The organism is Microlunatus sp. Gsoil 973, assembly GCF_009707365.1.
GTDB lineage: Bacteria > Actinomycetota > Actinomycetes > Propionibacteriales > Propionibacteriaceae > Microlunatus.
The window spans coordinates 1564325-1590357 of record NZ_CP046122.1 but is presented as its reverse complement, the minus strand read 5'-3'; the positions used below and the strand labels follow the sequence as shown (position 1 = coordinate 1590357).

The 26033-nt window shown below is 66.7% G+C and carries 22 protein-coding genes; 13 read left to right on the top strand and 9 right to left on the bottom strand.

The features are described from left to right. Nucleotides 1-49: 49 nt before the first annotated feature. Nucleotides 50-832, bottom strand: coding sequence for a DUF4389 domain-containing protein (locus GJV80_RS07555; protein WP_154687371.1), 783 nt, complete (start codon nucleotides 830-832; stop codon nucleotides 50-52). Then, complete coding sequence (locus tag GJV80_RS07550; RefSeq protein WP_195909224.1) at nucleotides 829-1401, bottom strand: flavodoxin/nitric oxide synthase; 573 nt, start codon at nucleotides 1399-1401, stop codon at nucleotides 829-831. Before GJV80_RS07550 ends, GJV80_RS07555 begins: the two co-directional genes overlap by 4 nt. A 208-nt stretch (nucleotides 1402-1609) precedes the next feature. On the opposite strand from GJV80_RS07550, the gene GJV80_RS07545 reads away from it, so the two are divergent. From GJV80_RS07545 to GJV80_RS07520, 6 genes are all read left to right on the top strand, one after another. Then, nucleotides 1610-3163, top strand: a complete 1554-nt coding sequence (locus tag GJV80_RS07545; RefSeq protein WP_230208226.1) for a DNA polymerase Y family protein — start codon at nucleotides 1610-1612, stop codon at nucleotides 3161-3163. A 198-nt stretch (nucleotides 3164-3361) separates the two neighbouring features. Beyond that, entirely contained in the window at nucleotides 3362-6919 is a 3558-nt protein-coding gene (locus tag GJV80_RS07540) for an error-prone DNA polymerase (RefSeq protein WP_154687370.1), read from the top strand. 410 nt (nucleotides 6920-7329) lie between these two features. Next, entirely contained in the window at nucleotides 7330-8013 is a 684-nt protein-coding gene (locus GJV80_RS07535; protein WP_154687369.1) for a bifunctional 2-polyprenyl-6-hydroxyphenol methylase/3-demethylubiquinol 3-O-methyltransferase UbiG, read from the top strand. A gap of 236 nt (nucleotides 8014-8249) precedes the next feature. Beyond that, nucleotides 8250-8963, top strand: a complete 714-nt coding sequence (locus GJV80_RS07530; protein ID WP_154687368.1) for a response regulator transcription factor — start codon at nucleotides 8250-8252, stop codon at nucleotides 8961-8963. Further along, a complete protein-coding gene (locus tag GJV80_RS07525) occupies nucleotides 8963-10339 on the top strand; it encodes a HAMP domain-containing sensor histidine kinase (RefSeq protein WP_154687367.1) in 1377 nt (458 codons plus the stop codon). Before GJV80_RS07530 ends, GJV80_RS07525 begins: the two co-directional genes overlap by 1 nt. Before the next feature lie 136 nt (nucleotides 10340-10475). Then, complete coding sequence (locus GJV80_RS07520; RefSeq protein WP_154687366.1) at nucleotides 10476-11240, top strand: DUF4232 domain-containing protein; 765 nt, start codon at nucleotides 10476-10478, stop codon at nucleotides 11238-11240. Nucleotides 11241-11249: 9 nt separating this feature from the next. On the opposite strand, the gene thrS is transcribed toward GJV80_RS07520, so the two are convergent. Further along, a complete protein-coding gene (gene thrS, locus GJV80_RS07515) occupies nucleotides 11250-12572 on the bottom strand; it encodes a threonine--tRNA ligase (RefSeq protein WP_154687365.1) in 1323 nt (440 codons plus the stop codon). A 226-nt stretch (nucleotides 12573-12798) separates the two neighbouring features. Between thrS and pyrH the strand changes: the two genes are divergently transcribed. Further along, entirely contained in the window at nucleotides 12799-13518 is a 720-nt protein-coding gene (pyrH, locus tag GJV80_RS07510) for a UMP kinase (RefSeq protein WP_230208225.1), read from the top strand. 4 nt (nucleotides 13519-13522) lie between these two features. Here pyrH and GJV80_RS07505 read toward each other — a convergent pair whose 3' ends face one another. Next, nucleotides 13523-16075 carry a glycosyl hydrolase gene (locus tag GJV80_RS07505; protein ID WP_154687364.1) on the bottom strand — a complete coding sequence of 851 codons (2553 nt, stop codon included), beginning with the start codon at nucleotides 16073-16075 and terminating at the stop codon, nucleotides 13523-13525. 191 nt (nucleotides 16076-16266) lie between these two features. On the opposite strand from GJV80_RS07505, the gene GJV80_RS07500 reads away from it, so the two are divergent. Continuing rightward, nucleotides 16267-17484 carry a PrsW family intramembrane metalloprotease gene (locus GJV80_RS07500; RefSeq protein WP_154687363.1) on the top strand — a complete coding sequence of 406 codons (1218 nt, stop codon included), beginning with the start codon at nucleotides 16267-16269 and terminating at the stop codon, nucleotides 17482-17484. Here the strand turns inward: GJV80_RS07500 and GJV80_RS07495 are convergent. Further along, nucleotides 17464-18390 (bottom strand): D-2-hydroxyacid dehydrogenase family protein, encoded by a 927-nt coding sequence (locus tag GJV80_RS07495; protein WP_154687362.1) that lies wholly within the window; start codon nucleotides 18388-18390, stop codon nucleotides 17464-17466. The genes GJV80_RS07500 and GJV80_RS07495 overlap by 21 nt on opposite strands. Before the next feature lie 158 nt (nucleotides 18391-18548). Further along, nucleotides 18549-19046 (bottom strand): DUF6328 family protein, encoded by a 498-nt coding sequence (locus tag GJV80_RS07490; RefSeq protein ID WP_154687361.1) that lies wholly within the window; start codon nucleotides 19044-19046, stop codon nucleotides 18549-18551. Between the two features lie 167 nt (nucleotides 19047-19213). Here GJV80_RS07490 and GJV80_RS07485 point away from each other — a divergent pair, with 167 nt between their 5' ends. Beyond that, entirely contained in the window at nucleotides 19214-19504 is a 291-nt protein-coding gene (locus GJV80_RS07485) for a YtxH domain-containing protein (RefSeq protein ID WP_154687360.1), read from the top strand. Here the strand turns inward: GJV80_RS07485 and GJV80_RS07480 are convergent. From GJV80_RS07480 to GJV80_RS07470, 3 genes are all read right to left on the bottom strand, one after another. Next, nucleotides 19501-20169 carry a class I SAM-dependent methyltransferase gene (locus tag GJV80_RS07480; protein ID WP_154687359.1) on the bottom strand — a complete coding sequence of 223 codons (669 nt, stop codon included), beginning with the start codon at nucleotides 20167-20169 and terminating at the stop codon, nucleotides 19501-19503. The two genes, GJV80_RS07485 and GJV80_RS07480, sit on opposite strands and share 4 nt — an antisense overlap. 17 nt (nucleotides 20170-20186) lie before the next feature. After that, the gene (gene ligD / locus GJV80_RS07475) at nucleotides 20187-21122 is read right to left on the bottom strand and encodes a non-homologous end-joining DNA ligase (protein ID WP_154687358.1); all 936 of its coding nucleotides are present in this window, start codon (nucleotides 21120-21122) and stop codon (nucleotides 20187-20189) included. A 141-nt stretch (nucleotides 21123-21263) separates the two neighbouring features. After that, nucleotides 21264-22736, bottom strand: coding sequence for a peptide MFS transporter (locus GJV80_RS07470; RefSeq protein ID WP_154687357.1), 1473 nt, complete (start codon nucleotides 22734-22736; stop codon nucleotides 21264-21266). Nucleotides 22737-22828: 92 nt separating this feature from the next. Between GJV80_RS07470 and GJV80_RS07465 the strand changes: the two genes are divergently transcribed. The 4 genes from GJV80_RS07465 to GJV80_RS07450 all read left to right on the top strand — a co-directional run bounded on the left by GJV80_RS07465 (nucleotide 22829) and on the right by GJV80_RS07450 (nucleotide 25973). After that, nucleotides 22829-23467: an HAD-IA family hydrolase gene (locus GJV80_RS07465; RefSeq protein ID WP_230208224.1), complete on the top strand. Its 639-nt coding sequence runs from the start codon at nucleotides 22829-22831 to the stop codon at nucleotides 23465-23467. Between the two features lie 170 nt (nucleotides 23468-23637). Next, nucleotides 23638-24078 (top strand): hypothetical protein, encoded by a 441-nt coding sequence (locus tag GJV80_RS07460; protein WP_154687356.1) that lies wholly within the window; start codon nucleotides 23638-23640, stop codon nucleotides 24076-24078. A 435-nt stretch (nucleotides 24079-24513) separates the two neighbouring features. Beyond that, on the top strand, nucleotides 24514-25116 hold the full coding sequence (locus tag GJV80_RS24725) for a transglycosylase family protein (RefSeq protein WP_195909223.1): 603 nt from the start codon (nucleotides 24514-24516) through the stop codon (nucleotides 25114-25116). 71 nt (nucleotides 25117-25187) lie between these two features. Beyond that, nucleotides 25188-25973, top strand: a complete 786-nt coding sequence (locus GJV80_RS07450; protein WP_154687355.1) for a 2-keto-4-pentenoate hydratase — start codon at nucleotides 25188-25190, stop codon at nucleotides 25971-25973. Nucleotides 25974-26033: the final 60 nt, after the last annotated feature.

Genomic DNA, 26033 nt, shown 5'->3' with positions numbered 1-26033 from the left:
AAATTCTACGAAATGTAGAAGCCTGCCGGATGAGCTGAACCTGTGGGTGCTATCCGAATGTCTCCCGCCCCGGCTCCGGTCCGGTCGCAGGTTGGGCCTCCTGGCTTGCTGCGACGAAGTCCGGCCCTCTGGGTGCAGGCGGTGGTGTGCTCGGCTCCGATCCGCCCTGATCGAGCCGGAACGGCGGATACACGTCGGTGAGCAGCGCCGTATAGCAACCCACCCGGAGGACCCAGCGCTGGATGCCCATCACGAAATCGAAGACGCCGGGCAGGTACCTGCCGGTGAACAGCAGGCCGAAACCGACGATCAGCAGCAGAGCGCCGATCACTCCGATCGCGTCCGGTCGGTCGTCGTACTGGGTGCTCCGGACGGCGAAATAGGCACCTCCGGAGAACGCGGCCAGCACCAGATAGTGCGGGATGGCCAGCAGCCACCACTTGACCAACACAAGTCCGCGGGACAACGTCTCGGGATAGCTGAGCTGGAGCCCGGCGGGATAGTCGGGCACGTCGCCAAGGGTGAAGGGCGGGTAGCGGTCGGTGCCCAACACTCCGTAGCTGTAGAAGCTCACCCGCCAGTTCCACCGCAGCACGCCGACTGCAAAGTCGAAGAGTGACCGCGGATACCTTCCGGTGAACAGGATGGCGAAGAACGCGATCACCGTGACGACCAGGAAGGCGATCCAGAGGAAGAACAGCACGATGTAGTGCGGAATGGCCAGCACCCACTTCACCAGCCACAGCCAGCGACCGGGCGGCGTCCCGAGATCGCCACGAACAACCAGCGGATGGGTGGTCGGTGGGTTGTCGAAATGTGCGGTGTCGGTCATCGGTCACTCCTTGTTGCCGACGGATTCGGTGCCGGTGCGTCTGCTGCCGGTGTGTCTGGTGGTACGCCGACCTTTGCGGCGAGGTCACGACCCCAGGCAGTGGCACGTTCGATCTCGCCGTCCAGCAGCGGACCCTTGAGATCGGCGACGTAGAAACTCATCGGGCGGGCAGCCAGAGCGAAGCCGTTGCCTCGCAGCTTGCGGGCTGCTCGGTTCGCCGCCGAACCTGCCAGCCGACGCAGGCTGCCGGACTTGGTGTCGAAGGTGACAACACGGCAGCCGGGTTGTGGTGTCAGCTCTGCGATCCACTCACGGATCCCACGGCTCGATGCCGCGCCGCCTTGTCCTTGGGCATCCTGCCGGCTCTGCGGACGGCTCATGCCGAGCGCGTGGGTCGGGCCGCCGATGACCAGGAGATCGATCCCTGCCGGCACAGTGGACGGTGCCTCGTCGATGTCGATCACCGCTGTTCTGGTGCCGATTCCCGCTGCAATGGCATCGGCGATTCGTCGGGTGTTTCCGAACGCTGATTCAACGACAACCAGGGTTGTCGGCGATTGCTGTGTCATGGTCCCTCCCCGTCGGTGGACACACAGTCTGTGGATCCAGACTGGCCCAGCGCGGGCCGGCGCGGACCCTGCGGACGGCCCGGGATCCTGGTGACCAAAGTCCATCGCGCCGGTTGACTACATCGAACAAAAGTTCGAATATGGAGGAGTGAGCAGGACACTTCCATCATCCGGGTTGGCCATCCGATCCAGTCGACCGGCACCTCCGGTGCGGACGCAGGCTGCCTCGCCGAAGACACCGGACGAGCGACGGGTGATGGTGGTCTGGTTCCCGGACTGGCCGGTGATCGCCGCACTCGAGGCGGAGAACCTGCCATCCCACCTGCCGGTCGCCGTGGTCGCCAAGGGCGAGGTCTTCGCCTGTTCGGTCGCCGCCAGGACTGACGGCGTACGCCGCGGGATGCGCAAGCGGGACGCCGCCGCACGGTGTCCGGAACTGCTGGTCATCGACCACAATCCCGATCTCGATGCCCGGGCGTTCGAATCCGTACTGACCACGATCGAGGAGTTCAGTCCAGGTGTCGAGGCGATCCGGCCGGGGATCTGTGCCCTGACGGTGCCCAGCAGGTACTACGGCGGGGAGACCGAGGCGGCGGCACTGCTCGCCGAGAAACTGGTCTCGGCAGGTGTCTGGGACGTCCGGATCGGCATCGCCGACGAACTGTTCACCGCCGAGCAGGCTGCGCGGGCAGCCGCCGTCCAGGACCACGTCGTGATCGAGCCCGGCCAGGGCACGGCCTTCCTCGCCGGATTGCCGATCGGTGTTCTGGCCGATGACGACCTGGTCGGCGTCCTGCTGCGGATGGGAATCACCACCCTGGGCGATTTCGCCCGGCTGTCGGCACGGGACGTGTTGACCAGATTCGGACTGTCCGGCGCCAATGCCCATCGACTTGCCTCCGGACGGTCCGTTCGCAAGGCCAGCGGCCGGCTCGTGCCACCCGAACGCGAACAGCAGGTCGACTTCGCACCTGGTCTGGAGACGATTGAGCCGATCGCCTTCAGCAGCAGGCAGGCCGCAGACCGATTCGTCGCCGGTCTTGCCAGGCACGGCCAGGTATGTACGGCGATCAGCATCGAGATCAGCACCGAGAACGGCTGGATCCGGTCCCGTCGCTGGGCGCATCCACGCTGGTTCGATTCCGCCGACATCATCGACCGGTTGCGGTGGCAGCTGCAGGCCGATCCGCCGCCCGACCCGGTCAGTTCGGTGCGGCTGGTTCCGGTCGACATCGAGTCGATCGGTGATCAAGGTGACGGGCTGTGGGGGAGTGCTCCGGACGAGAAGATCCAGCGGGGAATCGCCCGGGTGCAAGGGATGATCGGCTTCGACGGCGTCCTCACCGCGCAGGTACAGGGCGGCCGGGAGCCGGCCGATCGGCAGGCCGGGACACCGTGGGGCGAACAACCGACCGGGCTGCGACCGACCGGCCTGCCGTGGCCCGGAAGCCTGCCGCCACCGGCGCCGACCCGGGTCTTCTGCCAACCGTTGCCTGCGATCGTCCTTGATCACGAAGGACAGCCGATCAAGATCACCGACCGCGGCGCGATCACCGGGGAGCCGGCAAGGTTCCGTCCGACGACCGACCATCGCTTCACCCCGGTCGAGGCGTGGGTCGGTCCGTGGCCGATCGACGAACGCTGGTGGGAGGATCCTGACACACAGCTGCGGGCACGCTTCCAGCTCGTCGCGTCCGACGGCAGCGCCTGGTTGCTGATGGTCTCCGGGGGCGACTGGTTCACCGAGGCACGCTATGACTGATCCGATCACGGCCGGTTTGATCACGCCAGGGATGATCATGCCCGAGTGCCTTCGCCTCCCAGCGCAGATTTCGTGCCACCTATTGCCGAATCCACGGATCATCCCGGAGTCCTCGATGGATTTGGTACCACGTGTTACCAATTCGCCGGACGCACCTTCGGGTGGATCCGCGGATCGTGTCCCGGCCGGGTTGGCCTGATGGCCTACAACAATCCACCGATCACCTGGTCGGAGCTGGAGCGCAAACTGTCCGGGCGGACGCCCAAGCCATGGGAGAACCCGCACGGTGACAACGGCCCCGGGTGGCACCACCGCGAGGAGTACCAGGCCAGAGACGATGTCCGGCCTCCGGACGGCCCCACCGTTCCCTACGCTGAACTGCATGCCCACTCCAACTTCAGTTTCCTGGACGGCGCCAGCGACCCGGAGGACCTGATCGAGGAAGCCGTACGACTCGGACTGGACGCACTGGCGCTGACTGATCATGACGGTTTCTACGGGGCGGCCCGGTTCGCCGAGGCAGCCAGGGAATACCGGTTGGCCACCGTCTACGGTGCCGAACTGTCGCTGCAGCTGACCGCCGCACAGACCGGTGTTCCCGATCCCGTGGGCAGCCACTTGCTGGTCCTGGCCGACGGCGTCGAGGGATATCGCCGCCTCGCAGGAGCGATGACCGAAGCGCACCTGCGGGGCGGTGAGAAGGGCAGACCGGTCTACGACCTGGAGGAACTGGCGGCCGGCTCGGCAGGTCATTGGGTGATCCTGACCGGATGCCGCAAGGGAGCCGTACGACAGGCGCTCGGTGTTGAGCATGATCGTTTCGATCACGAAGCGGCGGCCAACGAGTTGGACCGACTGACTGCACTCTTCGGACTCGATCATGTGGTTGTCGAATTGAACGACAACGGGCTGCCGAACGACTCCTTGATCAATGATCATCTGGCAGTACTGGCAGCAGACCACGATCTGCCGACGATCGCCAGTGGCAACGCGCACTATGCTGCACCGGACCGGTATCGGCTGGCGACCGCGACCGCAGCGGTCCGGGCGCGACGCAGTCTTGCCGAGATGGACGCCTGGTTGCCGCCGCCATCGGCCCACCTGCGTTCTGGTGCTGAGATGCAGCAGCGGTTCGTGCGCTATCCCGGTGCGGTCCGACGTGCCGCTGATCTTGGTCGGCAGCTTGCTTTCGATCTTCGTGCCGCCAGACCGAAGCTGCCCAAACTGAACGTGCCGGACGGTCACACGCCGACGTCCTGGCTGCGCGAGCTGTCCCGGCGCGGTGCCGACGAGCTCTACCCGGACATCCGCGAACGGGCGCAACAACGGCTGGACAAAGAATTGGCGGTGATCGAGGAGAAGGGTTTCGAGGGCTACTTCCTGATCGTGCACGACATGGTCAGTTTTGCCAGGGAACGAGGAATTCTCTGCCAGGGCAGGGGATCGGCGGCCAACTCGGTGGTTTGCTACACGCTCAAGATCACCGCCGTCGATCCGATCAAGTATGATCTGCCGTTCGAACGCTTCCTGGCGACCACCCGCGAGGAGGAGCCGGACATCGACGTCGACTTCGACTCCGACCGCCGCGAGGAAGTGATCCAAGAGGTCTACCGGCGATACGGCCGTCGGAACGCCGCCCAGGTCGCCGACGTGATCAGCTATCGACCCAAGTCCGCGGTCCGGGACATGGCCAAGGCGCTCGGCTACTCGCCCGGACAGCAGGACGCCTGGTCCAAACAGATCGATCACTGGGCATCGGTGCCGACCGATGATGATCACGAGATACCGACCGGTGTGATCACCTTGGCCAACCAGTTGATCGGCGCACCGCGGCACCTGGGCATCCATTCCGGGGGGATGGTGTTGACCGAGCAACCTGTCGGTGAAGTGGTGCCGATCGAGCATGCCCGGATGGAGAACCGCACCGTCCTGCAGTGGGACAAGGACAGTTGCGCCTGGATGGGGCTGGTCAAGTTCGACTTCCTCGGCCTGGGCATCCTGAACGCGATCAACCACACCTTCAACCTCGCCGCCGAGCATCTCGGTGAACGCTGGGAGTTCGCCACCATCCCGAAGGAGGAGCAGGCCGTCTACGACATGCTCTGCAAGGCCGATTCGATCGGGCTGTTCCAGGTGGAGAGCCGCGCGCAGGTCGGCACCCTGCCCAGGTTGCAGCCGCGGAAGTTCTATGACCTGGTGATCGAGGTGGCGCTGATCAGGCCCGGTCCGATCCAGGGTGGCGCCGTGCATCCGTACATCCGCCGGGCCACCGGACTGGAACCGGTCAGCTATCCACATCCGATGTTGGAACCGGTGCTGTCCCGGACCTTGGGCGTACCACTCTTCCAGGAACAGTTGATGCAGATCGCGATGACGGTCGGCGACTGCACCGGTGACGATGCCGATCTGCTGCGCCGGGCGATGGGATCCAAACGCGGTGTGGAGAAGATCGAGCGGCTGCGGCAGAAACTCTTCGACGGGATGGCCGCCAACGGCGTCACCGGTGATCTTGCCCAGAGCATCTACGAGCGGATCGAGGCCTTCGCCAACTTCGGTTTCGCCGAGAGCCACGCGATCAGCTTCGCGTTGATCGTGTACGCCACCGCCTGGCTCAAGCTGCACTATCCGGCGATCTATCTGACCGGTCTGCTGCGCGCCCAGCCGATGGGCTTCTACTCGCCGCAGTCGCTGGTCGCCGATGCCCGCAGACATGGTGTCGAGGTTCGCCGACCGGACATCGTGGCCAGTGCGGTGGAGACCGGCCTCGAGCCCTTCGCCGCCGCTCACCCCGCCGCTCATCCCGCCGCTCATCCCGCCGCTCATCCCGCCGCTGATCCCCCTTCCCGCACCGGCAGTTGCACGCCGCACCACGTACACACGGTGCGGGATGCAGCAGGTGGTGCGAGAAAGCGGCTGACAGCGGAACCGACCGGATTGGACAGTTGTTGTGACCATGATCAGCCGCCGGTGGGTACCTACGATCCGAACGTCGATGATCCGACTCCGGCTCATCGTCGCGATGGTGCTCTCGCCGTACGACTCGGATTCACCGCGGTGCAGGGGTTGGGCACAGAGATTGCCGAGCGGATCGTCGCCGAACGCGAGCGGAAGCCGTACACGGGAATCAACGATGTTGTCCGGCGAGCGGGACTGACCGTCAAACAGGCCGAGGCGCTGGCGACCGCGGGCGCCTTCGACAGCTTCGGCCTGTCCCGGCGACAGGCGTTGTGGAATGCCGGATACTCCGACAGCGCTGATCAACTGGAAGGTACGGCGATCGACGCGCAACCACCGGAGTTGCCCGGGATGAGCATCCCCGAACTCACCCTCGCCGACTTCTGGGCGACCAGGATCTCGCCCGATGATCACCCGATCGGGCATCTGCGCCGAGAACTGGACGATCTTGGTGTCGTTCCGATCAGGGAACTCTTCAGCAACGGTCACAGCTACGACCGCCGCCGGGTCAAGGTGGCCGGGATGATCACCCATCGGCAGCGGCCGAGCACCGCCGGCGGTGTCACGTTCCTCAATCTCGAGGATGAGACCGGGATGCTCAACATCATCTGCACCGAGGTGTTGTGGAAGCGCTACCGGCGGATCGCCCGCAACACCAACGGGATGATCATTCGTGGCACCATCGAGCACACCGACGGGGTGACGAATCTCTCGGCCGATCGGCTCGAGCGGTTGGTCGAGGTGGTTCCCCGGGCGGCCACCGTGATCCCGCGCCGCTACCTCTCCCGAGACTTCCGCTGATCTGCCCCGGTCCTGCCCACTCGGCTTGCCTCCGGCGTGACCTCCGAAGGTCAAAGTTTGATCCAGTGGCTGCGACACGCCGGGTCGGGCGACCGCTCGCTCAAACTTTGACCTTGCGTACGGGACGGGGAGGCGGTCCACGACGGCCGCGGCTCCCGTACGGAGCCGATACGTCCCGTCGCATTTGCGAAGGTCAAAGTTTGATCCAGTGGCTGCGACACGCCGGGTCGGGCGACCCCTCGCTCAAACTTTGACCTTGCGGACGACCGGGTGGATGACGTGGCGGATGACCGGGTGGCTGACCTTGCGGAGGAGGGGTGAATGACGGGGCGGCGAACGAGGGGCGAGGGAAGCGTCGTCGTGCAGCGGACAGAATGGGACGCGACGGTTCTGGCGGAAGGGAGCAGATGATGACCGAGCACGATGCGGCGACCGAGGATGCGACTCGGTTCTGGGAGGGGCGCTATGCCGAGAAGGACCGCATCTGGAGCGGGCGGGTCAACCAGGTGCTCGCCGAGGTCGCTGCCGAACTCGAGCCTGGCAGCGTGCTGGATCTGGGTGCGGGTGAGGGTGCCGATGCCATCTGGCTGGCCGACAAGGGCTGGCGGGTGACCGCGGTCGACATCTCCGAAACGGCGCTGTCCCGAGGCCGGGATGCCGCAGACCGGGCCGGCGTCGGCGACCGGATCACGTTCGAACGGTACGACCTCGCCATGGATTTCCCCGCCGGCCGCTTCGATCTGGTGTCGGCCCAGTACTTGCACTCTCCGGTGGAGTTCCCCCGGGCGACCGTGTTGCGAAACGCCGCCGCGGCCGTCGCCGACGGCGGACGGTTGTTGATCGTCGACCACGGGGAACCGCCGCCCTGGGCGCGTCATCACCACCAGAACCAACAGGGCGATGCAAGCGAGGACGAGGACAGGCACGAGATGCCTGACCTGCCGCCGCTCGCCGAAACGTTCGACAGTCTCGCACTCTCCCCCGAGGAGTGGGCGGTGGAACGCTGTGACAGCGTCGAACGGCAGGCGACCGGCCCCGACGGACAGGCCGGAACAGTGCTGGACAACATCATTCTGGCCCGCAGGATTGGTTGACTGGGTCGGATCGGTTGACTGGGTCGAATCGGTTGACTGGGTCGAATCGGTTGACTGGGTCGCATCGGTGACTGGGTCGGATCGGTTGACTGGTCCATCGGTTGAGCGGGTCGAACTGGTCGACCGACAGGCTGAGAAGACGCTCGTGCTCCGATGGGCAACGCCGTGTGCTGCGGCATCCGGCGCTGGGAGTGTGCAACGGTGATCCAGTACGGCGAAAGGGGGAAGGCGAACACATGACGACGGCAGGGACGTTGCTGCTGGTCGAGGACGACGGGGTCATCGGCGAGGCGACCCAACTGAACCTCGAGCGCTACGACTACCGGGTGACCTGGGTCCAGGACGGCCTGGACGCCTGGCGCGCCTTCAGCGAGCGATCGGCCGACGATCCGTTCCAGATCGTGCTGTGCGACGTGATGCTGCCGGGGCTGGACGGCATCAGCCTGTGCCGCCGGATCCGGGAGGCGGGCAACACCCCGGTCGTGCTGATCTCCGCGCGTACGGAGTCGATCGACATCGTGTCCGGCCTGGAAGCCGGCGCCGACGACTACGTCACCAAGCCGTTCGACGTCCAGGTGCTGCTGGCCAGGTTGCGCAGCGTGGCCCGGCGGTCACCGCAGCCCGTCGAGGTCCCGGCATCCGGTCCGCACGGGGACGCCGGTGATCACCTGACCATCGGCGACCTTGACCTGGACCGCCGGGCACTGGAACTGCGCCGGGACGGGAAGTTGATCAATCTCACTCCGACCGAGATGCGGCTCCTGCTGGAGTTGGCCGACGAACCGGGCGTCGTGCTGTCCCGGGCTGCGCTGCTGCAACGTGTCTGGGACTACCCGGAGTGGGAGGAAGATGATCATCTGGTGAACGTCCACATCCAGCGGTTGCGCGCCAAGATCGGCAACGACCGGATCGAGACAGTTCGGGGATTCGGCTACAAGCTGCGTCGCTGATGGTCGACGCATCGACAGTCGGCCCGTACGATCGGCGGCCCGAACCCGGGCTGCGGGTCCGGATCGCCGCGACAATCGCCTGCATCGTGATCGCGGCGGTCGTCATCCTGGCCCTCGCGGTGCACCTGCTGGTGGTGCAGAACAGGATCAACCAGCAACGAGCTGCCGCGGACAACCTCGTCCAGGTGGCGATGTCGATCTATCAGGACCAGGGCGTGTTGACCTTCGACGCCCGGCTCGACGATCCGAGCGTTCCGAGCGAACTGCGCAGGCAGCTTACCCGGTCCGGCACTCACGGCACCTACCTGAGCGGGCGTAGCATCCGTGACGTCTGGGCTGCCGGCCGGGTGGCCGGCCACATCCTGAGTATTCACAGCCGGTTCCCGACCGTCGACGCGTCGGTACGGGCGGTGGACCGGGCCCTGCTGATCGCCGGCATCGCGACAGCCGTGGTGGCCAGTGCCGTCGGCGCCCTGTCGGCGAACCGATTGTCGCGCCGGTTGCGACTGGCCGCCCGCGCCGCCCGCGCATTGGCGACCGCAGCATCGACGCCGGGAGCCTGGCCCGCTACGTCACCGGGCGCGGCCGACGGCAGCACGCTCCGCGAGGCGGTCGGCCAGGGCCGCGACGAGGTGGGCGACCTCGCCGATGCGGTCGACGCCATGGCGGCACGGCTGGCCGAACGGCTGCAGTCGGAGCAGCGGTTCACCGCCGATGTGGCTCACGACCTGCGGACCCCGCTGACCGGTCTGAACGCCGCCGCCTCCCTGTTGGACGATTCCCGGCCGTCGCAGATGGTGCGCGACCGGGTGGATGCGCTGACCACCCTGGTCGAGGAGTTGCTCGAGGTCGCCCGGTTGGACAGCCGGGTGGAGACCGCGCAACTGGAGTACGCGATGATCCCGGCGATCGTGACCCGCGCCGTACAGCGGGGGATCGCCAAGGGCGAGTATCCGCAGGACGCGGTCGCGGTGTCCACCCACGACCAGGGCGAACCGGTGCTGACCGATCCGCGGCGCCTGGAACGGGTGCTGTCGAATCTGATCCGCAACGCGCTGCAACACGGGAGGCCGCCGGTGACGGTCGAGGCCGGCGGCAGCCGCGTGGTGGTCACCGACGCAGGCCCGGGTTTCACCGACGAATTCCTGGCCAAAGGGCCGCAGCGATTCCAGCGTTCATCGGCCAATCGCGGCGGCGGGCACGGCCTCGGCCTGATCATCGCTGCGGGCCAGACCGCCGTGCTGGGCGGCAACCTGCAGTTCGGCAACGCCCCGGGAGGGGGCGCCCAGGTCGTCATCGACCTGCCCGGCGCACCACCGGGGCGCCAACCGTCGTCCGGCTCCGCCTCAGCCGAGAACGCGGTGATCTGGGACTGACCGCGACGACACGCGGGACATCGGATGGCCGCGGGACGACGAAGACGACCTGATACAGATGAGGTACCGGGGATCGAGAGGAAGCTGTGACACTGGTGAGACACCACCGCGAGCGGTGCCCCGTACCGTGCAGAGCATGATCAGGTCGACCGGTACCCGGATGGCAGCACTCGCGGTGAGCGCTGCGGCGGCTTCCTGGCTGGTCGGCTGTGGCAACGGCGTCGAGGTCGGCGGACCGGCCGCGCCGGCGAGTACGGTCGCGGTGTCTCCCGCGTCCCCGACCTCGGCGACCCCCAGTAAGCCCGACTCGCCCGCCTCGAGCCCGTCGGCGAAGAAGACCGCACCGTCCGGCAAGTCCACCAAGGACAGTGGCTCCGGAAAGAGCAAGGGCGCGGGCTCTGACGACAACACCGGCTCCGGCAATTCCGGAGGCGGTCCGTCGGAGCGCGGAGACTCCGGCGGGGCGAACGCCGTGACCAAGTGTGGCCTCGGCGACCTGAACATCGGAGTTCGCGTTCCGGTCGGCGGCGGCGCCGCGGGCAGCCAGTACGTCCTGCTCACCTTCACCAACAAGTCGTCGCAGGCATGCACCATCTACGGCTACGCCGGCGTCTCCTTCGTCGGGCACCAGGACGGTACCCAACTCGGCAAACCGGCCGTTCGGGATCGCTCGAGGGCGCCCGCAACGGTACGGCTGGCGTCCGGCAGCACGAAGTCCGAACTGCTGCAGATCGCCGACGCCGGCAACTTCGACCCGAAGCAATGCCAGCCAACGACGTCGGACGGGTTCCGCGTCTACCCACCGGACTCCTACACCGCGGCCTACGTGCCCTTCAAGACCTCGGCCTGTCAGGGCAAGGTGGCCCAGCTCAGGGTCTATCCGGTCGGGATCAAGCCCTGACCCGGCGGGTCAGTCCGCAAGGTACGGCCCGCGGGCCCGTTCGGCGACAGCAGCGGACAGCCGGCTGACCAACTCCCCGGTCGCAAGCTGCTGGCGGGGGCCGGTCGGCAGTTCCTGCACCGCGAGCGAATCCGACGCCATCTCCGCATCGCCGATGACGCCGATCACTGTGGTGCGTTCCCGGCGCGCGTCGCGGATCCGGCTGCCCAGGGTGCCGTCGGCGGCCACCTGCACCCGGATCCCTGACCGGCGGAGACGATCGGCCAGGCCGTACGCGTGATCATGGTGGGCCGCGGCCACGGGCAGCAGGCTGAGCTGAACGGGAGCCAACCACAGCGGGAGCCAGCCATCGGTGATCTCCAGCAGAAACGCCACCATCCGCTCCATGGAGCTGAGCAGCCCACGATGGATCATGATCACCCGCTGCCGGGAACCGTCGTCCGCGACGTAGTCGAGCTCGAACCGTTCCGGCTGGTTGAAATCCAATTGAACGGTGGACAGGGTCTCCTCCTGGCCGCGGGCATCGACGACCTGCACGTCGATCTTCGGCCCGTAGAAGGCGGCCTCGCCCGGCGCCTCGAGAACCTCGAGATCGGGGCGGGAGCTTCGGATGGCGTCCAGCACGTCGCGGAGTTGATCTTCAGCGTGTCTCCACTGGTCGATCGGCCCCAAATACCCGTCGCCGGGTCCGCGTCGGGACAACCGCAGCCGGTGGATCCCGATACCGAGCACGTCATACGACTCCAACACGCCGTCCATGGCCAGCGCCACCTCGGTGGCCAACTGGTCAGGGCGGCAGAACACGTGGGTGTCGTCGAGACTGATCTGCCGCACCCGACTGAGCCCGGACAGCACTCCCGAACGCTCGGCACGGAACATCGGCGCCAATTCGTTGTAGCGGATCGGCAGCTCACGGTAACTGTGCTGGCCGGCGGCGTAGATCATCGCGTGGTGCGGGCAATTGGCCGGCCGGAGCACCAGCTGATCATCACCGGCATTGCTGCCCAGTTCCATCACCGGGAACATGTCGTCGCTGAACTTCGCCCAGTGACCGGAGCGTTCGAAGAGTTCTCGTTTGGCCAATACCGGGGAGTAGACCCCCTGACAACCGGTACGGACCGCCATCTCGTGGGCGTACTGCTCCAGTTCCCGACGGATCACCGCGCCGGCTGGAAGCCACAGCGGCAGGCCGGCGCCGACGATGGGATTGCCGGCGAAGAGGTGCATGTCCCGGCCCAGTTCCCGGTGATCACGGCCTGGTCGCCGGGGCTGGTTGTCGATCGACTTCCGCGCCCTGGTTTCACCGGGTTTGTTGATCACGTTTCCGTTCATCGATATCTCCTGATCAGGGAGTCCTGCCCGGGGCTGTGACGATCAGGAACGACAGAACCCCGGAGTCGGACTCCGGGGCTCGAATGCGTGAGGGCTGATCAGCTCAGCACAGTGCGGCGCCGGAGGTAACCGGCGTCGTCGTGAGTTGCTGGATCGCCATACCCATTACGGTAGGCCGTGCGGTGCAGGATGCACAACTCCTATCTGCGGCGCAGGAGGTGACGCTGTGGGATACCGGTACAGCCGGTTGGTGCTCAAGCTCAGCGGCGAAGCGATCTCCGGCCCGTCCGGATGGGGTGTTGATCCGTCGGCGCTGCGGCATCTCGCCACCGAGGTGCTCGCCGTCCACCAGCTGGGCATGGAGGTTGCGGTCGTCGTCGGCGGCGGGAACTACTTTCGCGGACGGGAGGCCGAGGAGTGGGGGATCGGCCGTGCCGAGGCCGACAACATCGGCATCCTCGGAACGATCATGAACGGCCTGATGCTGCGCGGCTCGCTGACGGCGATGACCGACGCCGACGTCCGGGTGATGACGGCTATCCCCGTGCAGAGCGTCGCCGAGCCTTTCATCCGGCTGCGCGCCGATGCGCACCTGAGGGCCGGCCGCATTGTCATCCTCGCCGGCGGGATCGGTCAACCGTACGTCACCACCGACTATCCGGCCGTTCAGCGGGCCCTCGAACTGGACGCTGATGCCCTGCTCGTCGCCAAGCGTGGCGTCGACGCCGTCTACGACAAGGATCCCAATCGACACGCCGATGCCCACCGCTTCGGCACGCTGACCTACCGGGAGGCGCTGACGTTGGGCATCAAGATCATGGACACCTCGGCATTCGTCCTGGCCAATGATCATCAACTGACGATGCACGTCTTCGACGTCGACGCCACCGGCGCCATGGCTGCGATCTGCAAGGGTGAGGACGTGGGCACGCTCGTCATGCCCTGACCGGTCAGGCCCGGCGCAGCACCGGAACGCCGAGCAGGCCGGAGCTCACCGAGTCCATCGCCCGATCGAGATCCTGCATCACGAATCGGTGACCATAGCTGTCCCGGCTCTGCTGGACGAGCCGGTCGATGGCTGCGTCGGCGGCAAGGGCGTTGGCGGCGGTGTTGCTGACCACGAGTTCGATCGTGTTGCCGCCCGGATGCAGCAGGTCGGTGAGGTCGAGAGCGTACGGCGGCGCCCACAACACTCCGGCCTGCGTTCCGTTCACGATCACCTGGACCACCTCGCGGACCGGCGTGGTGACCTGCACCCGATAGGAGTTGCCTCGGACACCGTCTCGTTCGGACGATCCGGCATCGACCGGCGTCGATTCGCCGAAGTCGATCATCATGCGGCCGGCGGCGGTGAAGCTCTGGTCGAGCTCGACCGTGGTCAGGTAGTTGATCGTGCCCGAGAAGTTGGCCCGCGCCGGATCGTCCTCCCAGCGGTGCGGAAGGGTGACCCGGCCGGCGGCCTCTTCGAAAGATTCGGGTCCGAACCGCACCGACCAGTCGCGGAGTTCGAGCGCAGGCCCCGCCGGCGTCAGCGTCGGCGTCCCGGCCTCGGGGTGCGCAACAGCGCTGTCGTGCAGGACAATGACAGCCGCCTGGTAGGGAGCAAGGTCGACCGCGATCGGTCCGCGAAGTTCACCCGCCGAGGTGATCGTGCCCGTATCGGCGTGCCACACCTCGTAACCGGTCCGCGCTTGACGCGGATCGGCATGGATCCGGCGCGGGTGCGGACCGGTGTTGATCACCAGGTGTACGTCGGCGTCGTCTATCCGGCGGCGGACTGATCCGATGTCACCTGTCGCCGGAAAGATCTGCAACTCGGGTGCGACGGCGGCGGCGATGTCGTCGCGAAGTGTCGTTACGTCGTGATCGACGGTGATCACTGCACCGCCGGCCGTCCGATGGTCGGCCAACCAAGCCTGCGTCGGTTCCGGGATCCGTCGGGCAGAGGGCAGGATGATCACCGGGACCGCAGCGGGCTTGACAGCCGACAGGGCGGCGTCATCGACAAGATCGAAGTTCCAGCCGTTGTCCCGAACGGTGGCCGGGATGGCCGGGTCGATGTGTGTCCTGGCTTCCTTCCACAGGTCGAGAGAGCCGCCGACCTCGTGTCCGAGCCGCGGATAGATGTCGTCGCAGGGCACATAGATCAGCACGTCGGCTGCGGGCTCGCCCTGGCGCATCAGCCAACACAATCGCTGCAGGTACGCCATCAGTGCCGGCATCGCGGGCCACCATGGGTTGCGATCATCGAGCGCGCCGGCCGCGTAGAAGTACCAGCCCAGTCCCTCGGTCACTTCGGGCGAGTACGGCCAGCCGTGGCCGATGATCTGGTTGATCCCGGCCAGCAGGTGTTCATGCGCCTCGCCCTTGAGATCCAGTGGAGTCGCCCGGAAGGACGGCGAATGGACCCAGGTCCAGGTCTCGGATGACACCACCGGCAGCCCGTAGTGATGGGCGGCCGAGCTGGCCCATCGGGTCTGGGTGAGTTCTTTCCAGCCGAATCCCTCACCCTCGTAGAGATCGGCGAACCGGTAGCTGCTGATCGATGCCGGCGGCGTCCCGTAGCCCTGGATCCGGAACGGCACACCGTGGCCGGCGGCCCAGTCCTGGAAGATCGAAACGAAGTTCTCCTCGTACAGCTCGGTCAGCGTGCGGTAGTAGTCGATCCGCAGCTGCTCGCAGCCGTAGGTGTCGATGATCAACTGGTACAGCCGGGGGAGCAGCGGATAGCCGCGGCGATGTGCGAACTCGTCGACGATCGCCGGTGTCCAGTTGGCGCCGTACACCTCGAGACTGTCGCAGAACACCGAGCCGATCAGCTCCGCCGGGACCGCCCGCAACAGTGGTTCGGCGAGGTGTTCGATGTGAGCGCGCGCCGCAGCGGCCGAATAGTGATCAAGAACCGGCCCGTCTGCTCCGGCTGCGGCGCGCTTGACCACCTGGCCGGTCGGCCTGACGCCGGCTGTGATCAACTGGCGGGGTCCGCTGCCGGCCGGAATCCTCAGCACGCCGGCATCCAGCTCCACCGGCACGAAGTCGGCACGTTCACCGACGCTGCCCGGTGCGAGGAACGCGGCGACGAATTGATCACCGGGCCAGCCGGTCGTGATCGGGATGTCGACGGCCGGGGCGGAGATCTCCCGGCGGTCCCAGTGCAGCTTCTTGGCGGCGAGGTCGGTGGTGATGTGCGGTCCGCCGAAGGACCAGCCGCTGCCGAGGGTGAGATCGAACCGGAGGCCGAGCTGCCGGGCCCGCTCGGCGGCAAACCGCAGTTGCCCACAGAAGGTCGCCGAAAGCAGTTCCGGGCTTTCGGATCCGAGGGGATACACGTAGGACACCTCGACGCCGCCGATGCCCGCAGCCGCCATCGCCCCGAGCTCCCGGTCGAGCTCATCCCGGTCGACGTTCGGCCCGAACCACCACCACCGCATCATCGGACGGCTGTCCGGGGGCGGGTTGTGCCATCCGGCGCGGAGCGAGTCGAGGGTGGCACCGGTTGGCATCAGGACTCCTGTATCAGGCTGGTCGAACTGTGCTGGTGACGCTGGTCGGTCGGGTTGAATGGTTTCAACCGATGCTGGAGTCTAGCGAAGCCGCTACCAGGTATGAGAAGCACCTGGAGTCCGCACAGCTCCGACCGGGATACTGGGCCGCACACCGGGTGACCGGCCCGAACCGTTAAGGGAGCAGCTTCGTGGCAGCGCTTACTCCGAAGGCCATCATCGAGGGCAGATCCCGGTCCCGCCCGGCCGTGCCGCTGATCATCGGGTTGGTCCTGGCCGGCGGCGGGGCGCTGTTGGTGATGATCAGTTACTTTGTCCTGGACGGTGCTACCAACACCATCGTGTCGACGTTCATGGCACTCCCGGTCGGCGCAATGGTGGTCGCGGGCTTGTTGTGGCTGGATCGGTTCGAACCGGAACCGCCGCTGAAGCTGCTGTTCGCGTTCCTCTGGGGTTGTGGGGTCGCGGCGTTGATCGCGCTGGTGGTCAACACGCTCGGCATCGCCTTGTTGAGTTCGGAAATCGGCGTGAGGAGCGGTCTGGTCCTCGGCAGCTCGTTCCTGGCGCCGATCGTCGAGGAGTCGCTCAAGGGCTCGGTGCTGTTGATCCTGCTCTGGCGGCGGCGTGATGAGATCAACGGCGTCACCGACTGCGTCCTGTACGCCGGCATGGTGGCCATGGGCTTCGCGGTGATCGAGGACATCAACTACTTCGCCCAGGCGCTGGGGAAGTCGGGTGAGGCGGCGGTGGTCACCTGGGTGGTGCGGACGATCTTCGGGCCGATCGGGCACCCGGCGTTCACTGCCGCGACCGGGGTCGGGATAGCGTACGCGGCGACCGGCCGGCGTGGCGTCAAGGGTGTGCTGGCCGTGGTCGGCGGCTGGTGCGTCGCGGTCTTCCTGCACATGTCGTGGAATCTCGGAAGCCAGTTCGGGCTGATCGGGCTCGGCATCAGCCTGGTGTTCATCCTGACCTGGATCGCCATCCTCATCGTGCTGATGGTGATCGATCGGCGCCGGTTGATCGGAACGATCCAGCACTTCCTGCCGCAGTACATTCCGACCGGGATCGTCACCCCGGTCGACATCGCCATGCTGAGCAGCCTGCGAACCCGGCGCGAGGCGCGCCGAGCGGTCCGTGGTCGGCTCGGTGCCCAGGCTGCCCGGGCGATGTCGGACTACCAGTTGGCAGCGACGGAACTGGCCCTGCTGCACGCCAGCGCAAGCAGCCGGACGGTGACGCCGCAGCGTTTCGCCTTCCGACAGCAGGGCTTGACCTGGCTGATGGGGCAGGCCAGACAGGTGTTCATCCCGCCGCCGTACCCGCCGCAAACCCAGGTCCACGGTCCCGCGCCGAGGCCGGGTCCTCCGGGCAGCCTGCCCGGCCCGTCACAGCCGCCGAACCGGTGATCCCGACCGCCAGGCCATGATGTCGTCGACCGCGTCGGCGAAGAACCGCCGATAGGTGTCGGCGGTGACATACCCGAGGTGGGGCGAGAGGACGGCGTTCCGGACCGTCCGCAGCGGATGATCACGGGGAAGCGGCTCGACGTCGTACACATCGAGGCCGGCTCCGGCAATCCATCCTTCCCGCAGCGCCCGGAGCAGGGCGGACTCGTCCACCAACGGGCCGCGTGAGGTGTTGATCAGGTACGCGGTCGGCTTCATCAAGCACAGGTCGGACGCGGTGAGGGTGTTCCGTGAGCGCTCCGACAGCTTCAGATGCAGCGAGACGATGTCGGAGCCGCGCAGCAGTTCCTCCTTGGTCACCGGCCTGACGCCGAGTGACCCGGCGTGATCGTGATCAAGATGAGTCGACCACGCGACGACGCGCATGCCGAACGCCATCCCCACGGTCGCGACCCGGCTGCCCAGCCGGCCAAGGCCGATGACCCCGAGAGTGTGTCCTTCGAGATCCATTCCGACGGTCGCCTGCCATCCGCCGGCCCGGATCAGGGCATCCTCGGCGGGAAGCTGGCGGGCACAGGCCAGGATCAACGCCCAGGTGAGCTCGGCCGCGGAGTGCGGGACGCCGCCCGTGCCACAGACCTCGATGCCGAGACCGCGTGCGGCGTCGACGTCGATCGCGGCGTTCCACATTCCGGCGGTGACAATCAGCCGGAGCTGCGGCAGCTGCTGCAACACGGCGTCGGGGAGCGCCGTCCGTTCCCGGACGGCGACAACGACCTGGGCGTCGGCAAGCCCGGTGATCAATTCCTCGCCCTCCAGATGATCTTGCAAGAAGGTCACCTGCGCCGCCGGTCCTAGCGACTCCCAGTCGGCGTACCCGGCGATGACCTGTTGATAGTCGTCCATCACCACAACCTGGAACGGTTCCGGAGCCTGCGGGGGACCGCGTAGGCGACGGGATGGATGACGGGATCAACGACTGGGACCGCTGCTCGGGCGGGGAGGAGGCGGTCACCGTCGGCATTCTGCCAGCATGCCGCGACCGGTCAGGGTCGCCCGGGTTGTCAGCCCCGCGGGCTGGTCCTGGACTGCGATCTCAGGCGAAGCGGAACGCCGACCCACAGGGCGCCGGTGGCGACGAACAGGACGGTGCCGGAAGCCAGCCCGAACGAGCGCCCCAGCACGACGTCGAAGATCAGCAGGACGGTGCCGGAGAACAGGATCGACGAGGCGATCAGGCAGATCATCAGGATCCGGTTGGACACCGTGACGAGATCGCCGATCCGGTGCTTGCGAAACAGCATCCGGTGGGCGCTGACGGGCGCCAGGGCGAGGATCGAGACGGCCGCGGCAAGCACCACCAGCGTCAGGTAGGCCGCGATCTGATCGTCGGTCAGGGTGGTGAACCGGCTCTGGAACGGCAGCGTCAACAGGAAGCCGGCCAACAGTTGGGTCCCGGTCTGGGTGATCCGGAGTTCCTGCTGGATGTCATGCCAGTTGCGGTCATAGCGTTCCAGGGTCGTCTCGTGGCGGCCGTCGTCCGTCGCCTCTGGATCGGTCATGGGTCCAGTGTGTCGGATCCGCGCGACCGGACAGCGTAATCGGCACCGGCCGGTTGACGGGCTGGTCGGTCGGGCTTGTCTGGTGGGCGGCATTCGTGGGTATTGTCGAGGACAGAACGCAGCGTGCTGTGTCACGGCGCGTTGGCGCCCCACAGACAGGAGCAGCCATGAAGATCAGGACAGTCGGGATCCTCGCCGCCGGCGCGGCGATCGGCTACGCCCTCAACACCGAGTCTGGCCGGGAGAAGCTTGCCCAGTTGAAGGACGCCGGCAGCCGGTTCCTCGGTCGGCCTGAGGTCCAGGCGAAGACCGCCGATCTCGCGGACAAGGCCAAGCAGCGCACCGGCAACCTGCCGCATTCGGTGCAGAACATCGCCAACCAGACCATCGACAAGGCGAAGCAGGCAACCAGTCGAGCCGGCCACAACGGTGAGGCGCCGGAATCACCCAGCGCCTAGCCGACCGGTTCGGACCGATCCGGTCGACAATCGGCGATCAGCAGGGTCGGGACGGGTGCCGGTGGCTCGGTGACCCTGTCGATCGTGAGACCGGCGCCGGTCACAGCGTTGAGATAGGTCGACAGCATCCGGTGATGTGCGCCGACATGGCCGCGTACGCCCTCCTCGCCGGTTGTCCACCAGCCCTCCTGGGAGTAGCCGCCGTCCGGCCAGCTGGGCCGGGCGCGGCCGTCGCCCGGGAAGCAGGGATGGAAGAGGACAAAGGTGAACCGTCCTGACGGAGCCAGGACCCGGCGCACAGAGGTCAGCACACCGTCAAGATCATCGACGTCCATCAGGGCCATGTTGCTGATCACGAGATCGAATGGTCGACCGTCCCACCAGTCCGTGGTCGCGGCGTCGCCGACCAGATAACTGATCACCGCCGGTGCGGACTCCTGTAGTTGGCGTGCCCTCTCGATCAGCCGGATCGAGAGATCCACCCCGACGACATCGGCGCCGCGTTCGGCAAGGGTGCGGCTCAATGTCCCGTAGCCGCAGCACAGGTCCAGGACCCGACGGCCGGTCAGCGATTGCGGAAGATGATCACTCAGTATCGCGCCCCAGTTCCGGGTGTAGTCCAGATACCAGTCGGCCTGGCTGTCATAACGGGGAGTCGTCGCCATACTTGAACCCTAGATGATCAACGACGGTCGAGCCTGTCGATCACCCGGCCGAGTGTCCGGGCATGGCGGCGGAGGTTGCGCCACGGACAGTCGCGTTGCTGGAGTCGTCGCCGCACTGAACTGATGTCGAATCGGTCGGGTGCGGTCCGTGGCAGTTCCTCCCAATCCAACGGTGTGGCGACCGGTGCGCCCGGTCTACCTCGCAGTGCATAAGGGGGCGCGGCCGTCTGCCCGTACCCGTTGCGCAAGACGTCGACGAAGACCCGGTCGTCCCGACGGTCCTTGCGCTGTTCGGTCGTCAGCAGGTCCGGATGTCGGCCGGCGAGGGTGTCGGCCAATGACCGGGCGAACTTCCGTACGTCGGCGAAGCCCAAGGCGGGCTTGATCGGCGTCAGGACGTGGTATCCGCGGGAACCGGTCGTCTTCAGGAACGGGACCAGCCCGAGATCATCGAGAGCCTCGCCGACGATCATCGTCGCGTGACGGACGGCGGCAAGATCGTCAGAGCTTGGATCAAGATCGATGATCAGTTGGTCAGGACGGTCAAGATCGTCGACGCGGCTCAGCCAGGTGTGCGGGGTCAGGCAGGCCTGGTCGGCAAGGTAGGTCAGTGTCCGGATGTCCTGGACCATCAGCTGACGCTGGGGGCCGTCGGAGGTGCCTACGGTGGCGGTCGCGCTCCAGTCCGGGAAGTGGTTCGGCACCCTTTTCTCATAGAAGCTCTGCCCGTCAACGCCGTTCGGCCATCGCTGCATGGTGATCGGCCGATCGGTCAGATGCGGCAGCATGACGTCGGCCACGTCGTGGTAGTAGACCGCGACCTCGGCCTTGGTGATTCCTTGATCGGGATACATGATCTTGTCGGGCCGGGAGACAAGTACACCGCCGATCGCCCGAACGTCCTGCCGGTGAGGACCAGAACGGTGACGAGCAGCGCTCTGGCTACGCAACATCGAGTCTCCTGAACTCGCCGTCGAGCTGGCGATCGTGGATCCAGCCGTCGGTAGAGAACGGTTCGTGGTACAGCGGCGCCGATGCGTCAGGAGGCGCTGCGGGCGAACTCATGTCGAAGCCGGTACCCGGCCGGGCCGGTCTCAGTCGACGCCGGCCATCATTCGCCGGATCCAGGGCCTGAGCAGGGCCAGCAGCCCGGCGATGACCACCGCCACGCCGCCGGTGATGCCGAAGTACCGCGCCTCGACGGCGGGGGAGTACAGGCCGGCCAGCGCGCCTGCAGCGGCTGTTCCTGCCGAAACCGAGAGGAAGTTCAGGGCAACCATCTGGGTGCGGAAGGCGCCCGGCGCCAGCTTGGTGGAGACCGACAGCCCGATCGGAGAGAGAAGCAGTTCGGCGACACTGAACAGCAACAGGATCCCGCCAACGGCCAGCGCCGGACTGGTTTTGCCGTGACCGCCGGCCATCGGAAGGAAGAGCAGGAAGCACAGGCCCATCCCGGCCAGCCCGAGTGCGAACTTGGTCGGTGTCGACGGTTGGCGAGAGCCGAGCTTTGTCCACAGCGCGGCCATGATCGGCGCAAAGATCAGGATGCCGATCGGATCGACCGACTGTGCCCAGGCAGGTGGGATGGAGAAGCCGCCGATCGTCAGATCAACCCGTTCCTCGGCGTAGATCGCGATCACCGTGAAGATCTGCTGGAAGAGGGCGAAGAAGGCGAAGCTCGCCACGAACAGCGGGATGAAGGCGAAGACCCGTCCGCGTTCGACTTCGGTGGTCTTGGAGCTGCGCACGATCGCCGCGAACAGCACGATGGCGGCGAGCACGATCACCCCGGTTACGACGGTTGCCAGGTTGCTCAGCTTGACCAGCCCGGACAGGAAGGCGCCGACGATCACCGCCAGGCCGATCACAGCGACGATGATCGTCCGGCCGGCATGGGAACGCGGCAACGGATTCGGCACCTCACGCCCGGCGGCCGCCGCAAGATTCCGGCGCCCCAGTGTGTACTGCACGAGCCCGATCGCCATGCCGACGGCAGCCAGCCCGAAGCCGTAATGGAAGCCCTTCCAGTTCTGCAGGGCACCGGTCAACAGTGGTCCGACGAGTGCGCCGATGTTGATCCCCATGTAGAAGATCGAGAAGCCGGCGTCGCGCCGCGGATCGTTCGGGCGGTAGAGCGCGCCCAGCAGTGCCGTCGTGTTCGCCTTCAAAGCCCCGCTGCCGAGGCCGACGCAGGCCAGACCGAGTGCGACACCGCCTAGTCCCGGCACCAGGGCGAGACAGATGTGCCCGATCATGATCAGCACACCGCTGTAGAACAGGGTCCGTTCCGAACCCAGCAAGCGGTCGGCGACCCAGGCGCCGAGCACCGTCGCCAGGTAGACCAGACCGCCGTACGCCCCGACCAGGCTGGTCGCGCTGGCCTGCGGCAGTCCGAGGCCGCCCTCACGCACGCTGAAGTACAGGTAGTAAGTCAGGATCGCCTGCATTCCGTAGAACGAGAAGCGTTCCCAGATCTCCAGCCCGAACAGGTTGGCCAACCCCCACGGGTGGCCGAAGAACGTTCGGTGATGCTCTTCGGGCTCAGTCTCCTGGTGTGTGGTAGCCATCTTTTTGACCGTACTCTCAGATCGGCGCTGTGCCGAGCACCCCCTGCCGGACGAACGGTGGTGCAGCGGTGGCTGTGTCATAGGCTCACCCGGTGCCTGCCTCCTGGATCCTGTTCGACGTCGGTGGCGTCCTCGAACTGGTCGACGATGTGACCTGGCCCGTGGCCTACGTGGCACGGTGTGCGGATCGGCTCAGCATCACCGTCGAGGAGTTCGAGTCAAGACTGGCGACGACGCAGCTTCCTGACGCCGGCACCCGCAGCGGTGTTGAGGATGATTTCTGGCGGGTGCTGGGCTCGGCGGTCGGTGCCGGGCAGGACGTGCTCAGCGTCATGCGGGAGGACTTCTGGGACGCGTACTGCGGCACCGCCAACGTCGAGCTGATCGACTGCGCCCGGTCATTGGTCGGCCGGGCAGGTCTTGCGATCCTGTCGAACTCCGCCGACGGCGCCCGGGAGCAGGAGGAGCGGCGATACGGCTTCTCGGCGATCTTCGACCCGATCTGCTACAGCCATGAGATCGGCGTGAACAAGCCGGACCCGCGGGTGTACCGGAGAACTCTCGACGCGATGGGCGCCCAGGCCGAGCAGGTGCTTTTCATCGATAACCGGCCGGAGAACGTCGAAGCCGCGCGGCGACTGGGCATGCAGGCCGTGGTGCATGCCGATAACCAGGCGACGATCGCGATGATCAACTCCTGGATATCCGGCACCCGCGCAGTCCAGGCCTGAGACCTGGCGGCGCAGCGTGATCAGCTCCCGCCGCCAACGATCACGCACCAACTGCTCGGCGCCGCACCGGCTGCAACCGGTGCGTGGGTGAGTAAAAGGTCGCGGCGTCGGGGACCTGGTGCGGGCCGCTAGAGTCTTGCTCCGGTCCCGCGCGAAAGATGAGGAGTCTGATGTCCCTGTCGGAGAAACTGCTCGCCGAACCGGTGCGTACGCAGGTCATCGCCGATCTGGTCCACGTCGTCGACCAGGAGGTCGGTGACAAGTCCGGCTTCTCCGGTACGGCGGTGAAGGCGGGATACGCCGCCGGCAGGAAGGTGATGCCCAACCTGGCCGAGCGCGCCGTGACGAGGCTGCTGCCCGATTTCGCGGTCGCGGTCGATCCGTACTGGGAGGACTTCCAGGCGGCGGGCGAGGGCGATTTCGGCCAGTACCTGGCGGGCCGCGGCCCCGAGGCGGCCCAGTCGTTGCTTGCGGTGACCGACGCCAAGGTGGCCACAACGTCCCGCGAGGCGCTCCGGCGGGCGTACAAGCCGCTCCGCGGCAAGGCGGTCGAGCACGTCCGAGCGGCACTGCCGCGGATCGGTGCGGTGCTGCAGAAACACGCGGGCTGACCTGTCCCGGTCACCTCACAACGAGGTCACAGGCGGGTCTCGAACGGGCTGACGGAAACCTTCCGAAATCCATGCGTTCAGGATCGAAGGTGGCGCCGGCTTGCGGATATGCCTGTTCCGGCACCTTTAGCAACCCTCAAGGTGGCCAGGATCGGGACGCCGGCGGTTGTCGCAAATGTCTCGGAAAGATAACGTCCTCGTCCGTGCTCGTGTCGGGACGCGGGCATGTCGGCCGGAAGTCGGGTCGACGCCACGTACGAGGGGACAACATCAATGTTTGCAGCCGTGTCCGTTCCGGGCCGTCAGCCACTGGCACGTCGGGCTGACCTGACGCGCACGGCCGGAGCAAACTCCGCGTTCCAGCGCCGCGTTGTCCAGCCACGCCGGGCTGCGGTTGCGGCACGGGCCGAGCGGTCGGGCCGAGTCGGACGACGAGTGGCCGGCGCCATCGCCGGGATCGCCGTCGTCAGCGGTCTGGCCATGGCGAACCCGGAGCCCGCCTCGGCGGCGAGCATCAGCCACCGGCTGCCCAAGTTGCACAAGGGCGATCACAACAGCCTGGTCGTCCGGCTTCAACGCGAACTGTCCGCCCACGGCAAGAACGTCGCGGCCACCGGTCACTTCGGCAAGGCGACCAAGAAACGGGTCAAGAAGATCCAGCGCCAACACGGTTGGCGCGCCACCGGCGTCGTGGGTTCTGGCGTCTGGCACGTGCTGCTCAGCGACGGCCGGCGAGTGTCCAGCCCCTCGATCAAGCCCTACCTCAGGAGTTCGGGCCGCAAGGCGCAATCGGCTCCGGCGAACTCGGTCTGGGACAAGTTGGCCCGCTGCGAATCCGGCGGACGCTGGCACATCAACACCGGCAACGGTTTCTACGGCGGACTGCAGTTCACGCTGTCCACCTGGCACGCGTACGGCGGCTCCGGCATGCCGAACAAGCACTCCCGGAGCGAGCAGATCGCGGTCGCCCAACGGGTGCAGCGCTCGCAGGGCTGGGGTGCCTGGCCCGCCTGCAGCTCCCGCATCGGCCTGCGCTGAGGCCGGGCCGACCTGGCTCGCCGCCGGCGCCGGTTGACCCGGCCGCCGAGCACCGACGATAGGGTGCTGCGGTGGACGTGAGCAGCGTTGCCCAGACCTTCGTGGCCGCCAGACGGGCGGGCACAGCTGTTGATCAGTACCCGGGTCGCGAGCTACCTGCCGATCTGGCGGAGGCCTACGCCGTCCAGGATGCGGCGATCGCGCTGTGGGGCGAGGAACCTGCGGGCTGGAAAGCCGGATTGATCGCACCCGAGCGTCGCCAACCTGGCGGGGACGAACGATTGATCGGTCCGATCTGGCAGCACGCGATCCGGGACAGCGGATCGCACCAGATCGAGATGCCGGTCTTCGACGGCGGATTCGCCGCGATCGAGGCGGAATTCGTCGTCCGGCTGGACGTCGACGCTGCAGCCGGTAGCTGGACTGCCGCCGACGCCGCCGAACTGCCGCAGACGCTCTTCGCCGGTATCGAGATAGCGAGCAGCCCATTCCCCAAGATCAACGATCTTGGTCCCGCGGTAACCGCATCCGACTTCGGCAACAACGGTGGAATGATCATCGGGCCGCAGCTGCCGCCCGATGTCGATCCGTCGATGATCACGGTGCGAACCCTGATCGACGACGACGTCGCAGGTGAGGGCAGTGGTGCCACAGTGCCCGGCGGCCTGGCGACAGCGGTGGCACAGACGCTGACCATCCTCGGGCGGCGGCATCGATCGGTTCCCGCCGGCACCTTCATCGCCACCGGGGCAACCACCGGCGTGCACGCCTGCCAGGTCGGAACATCGGCGGTGATCACCTTCGCTGATCTTGAACCGATGCGCTGTCGGCTGGTTGCAGCGGGTCCGACTTCCTGATCCCGGCACCGGGCACAGCCGGCGGTCGCTAGCATCGTGGCCATCCGACACCCGGACGAC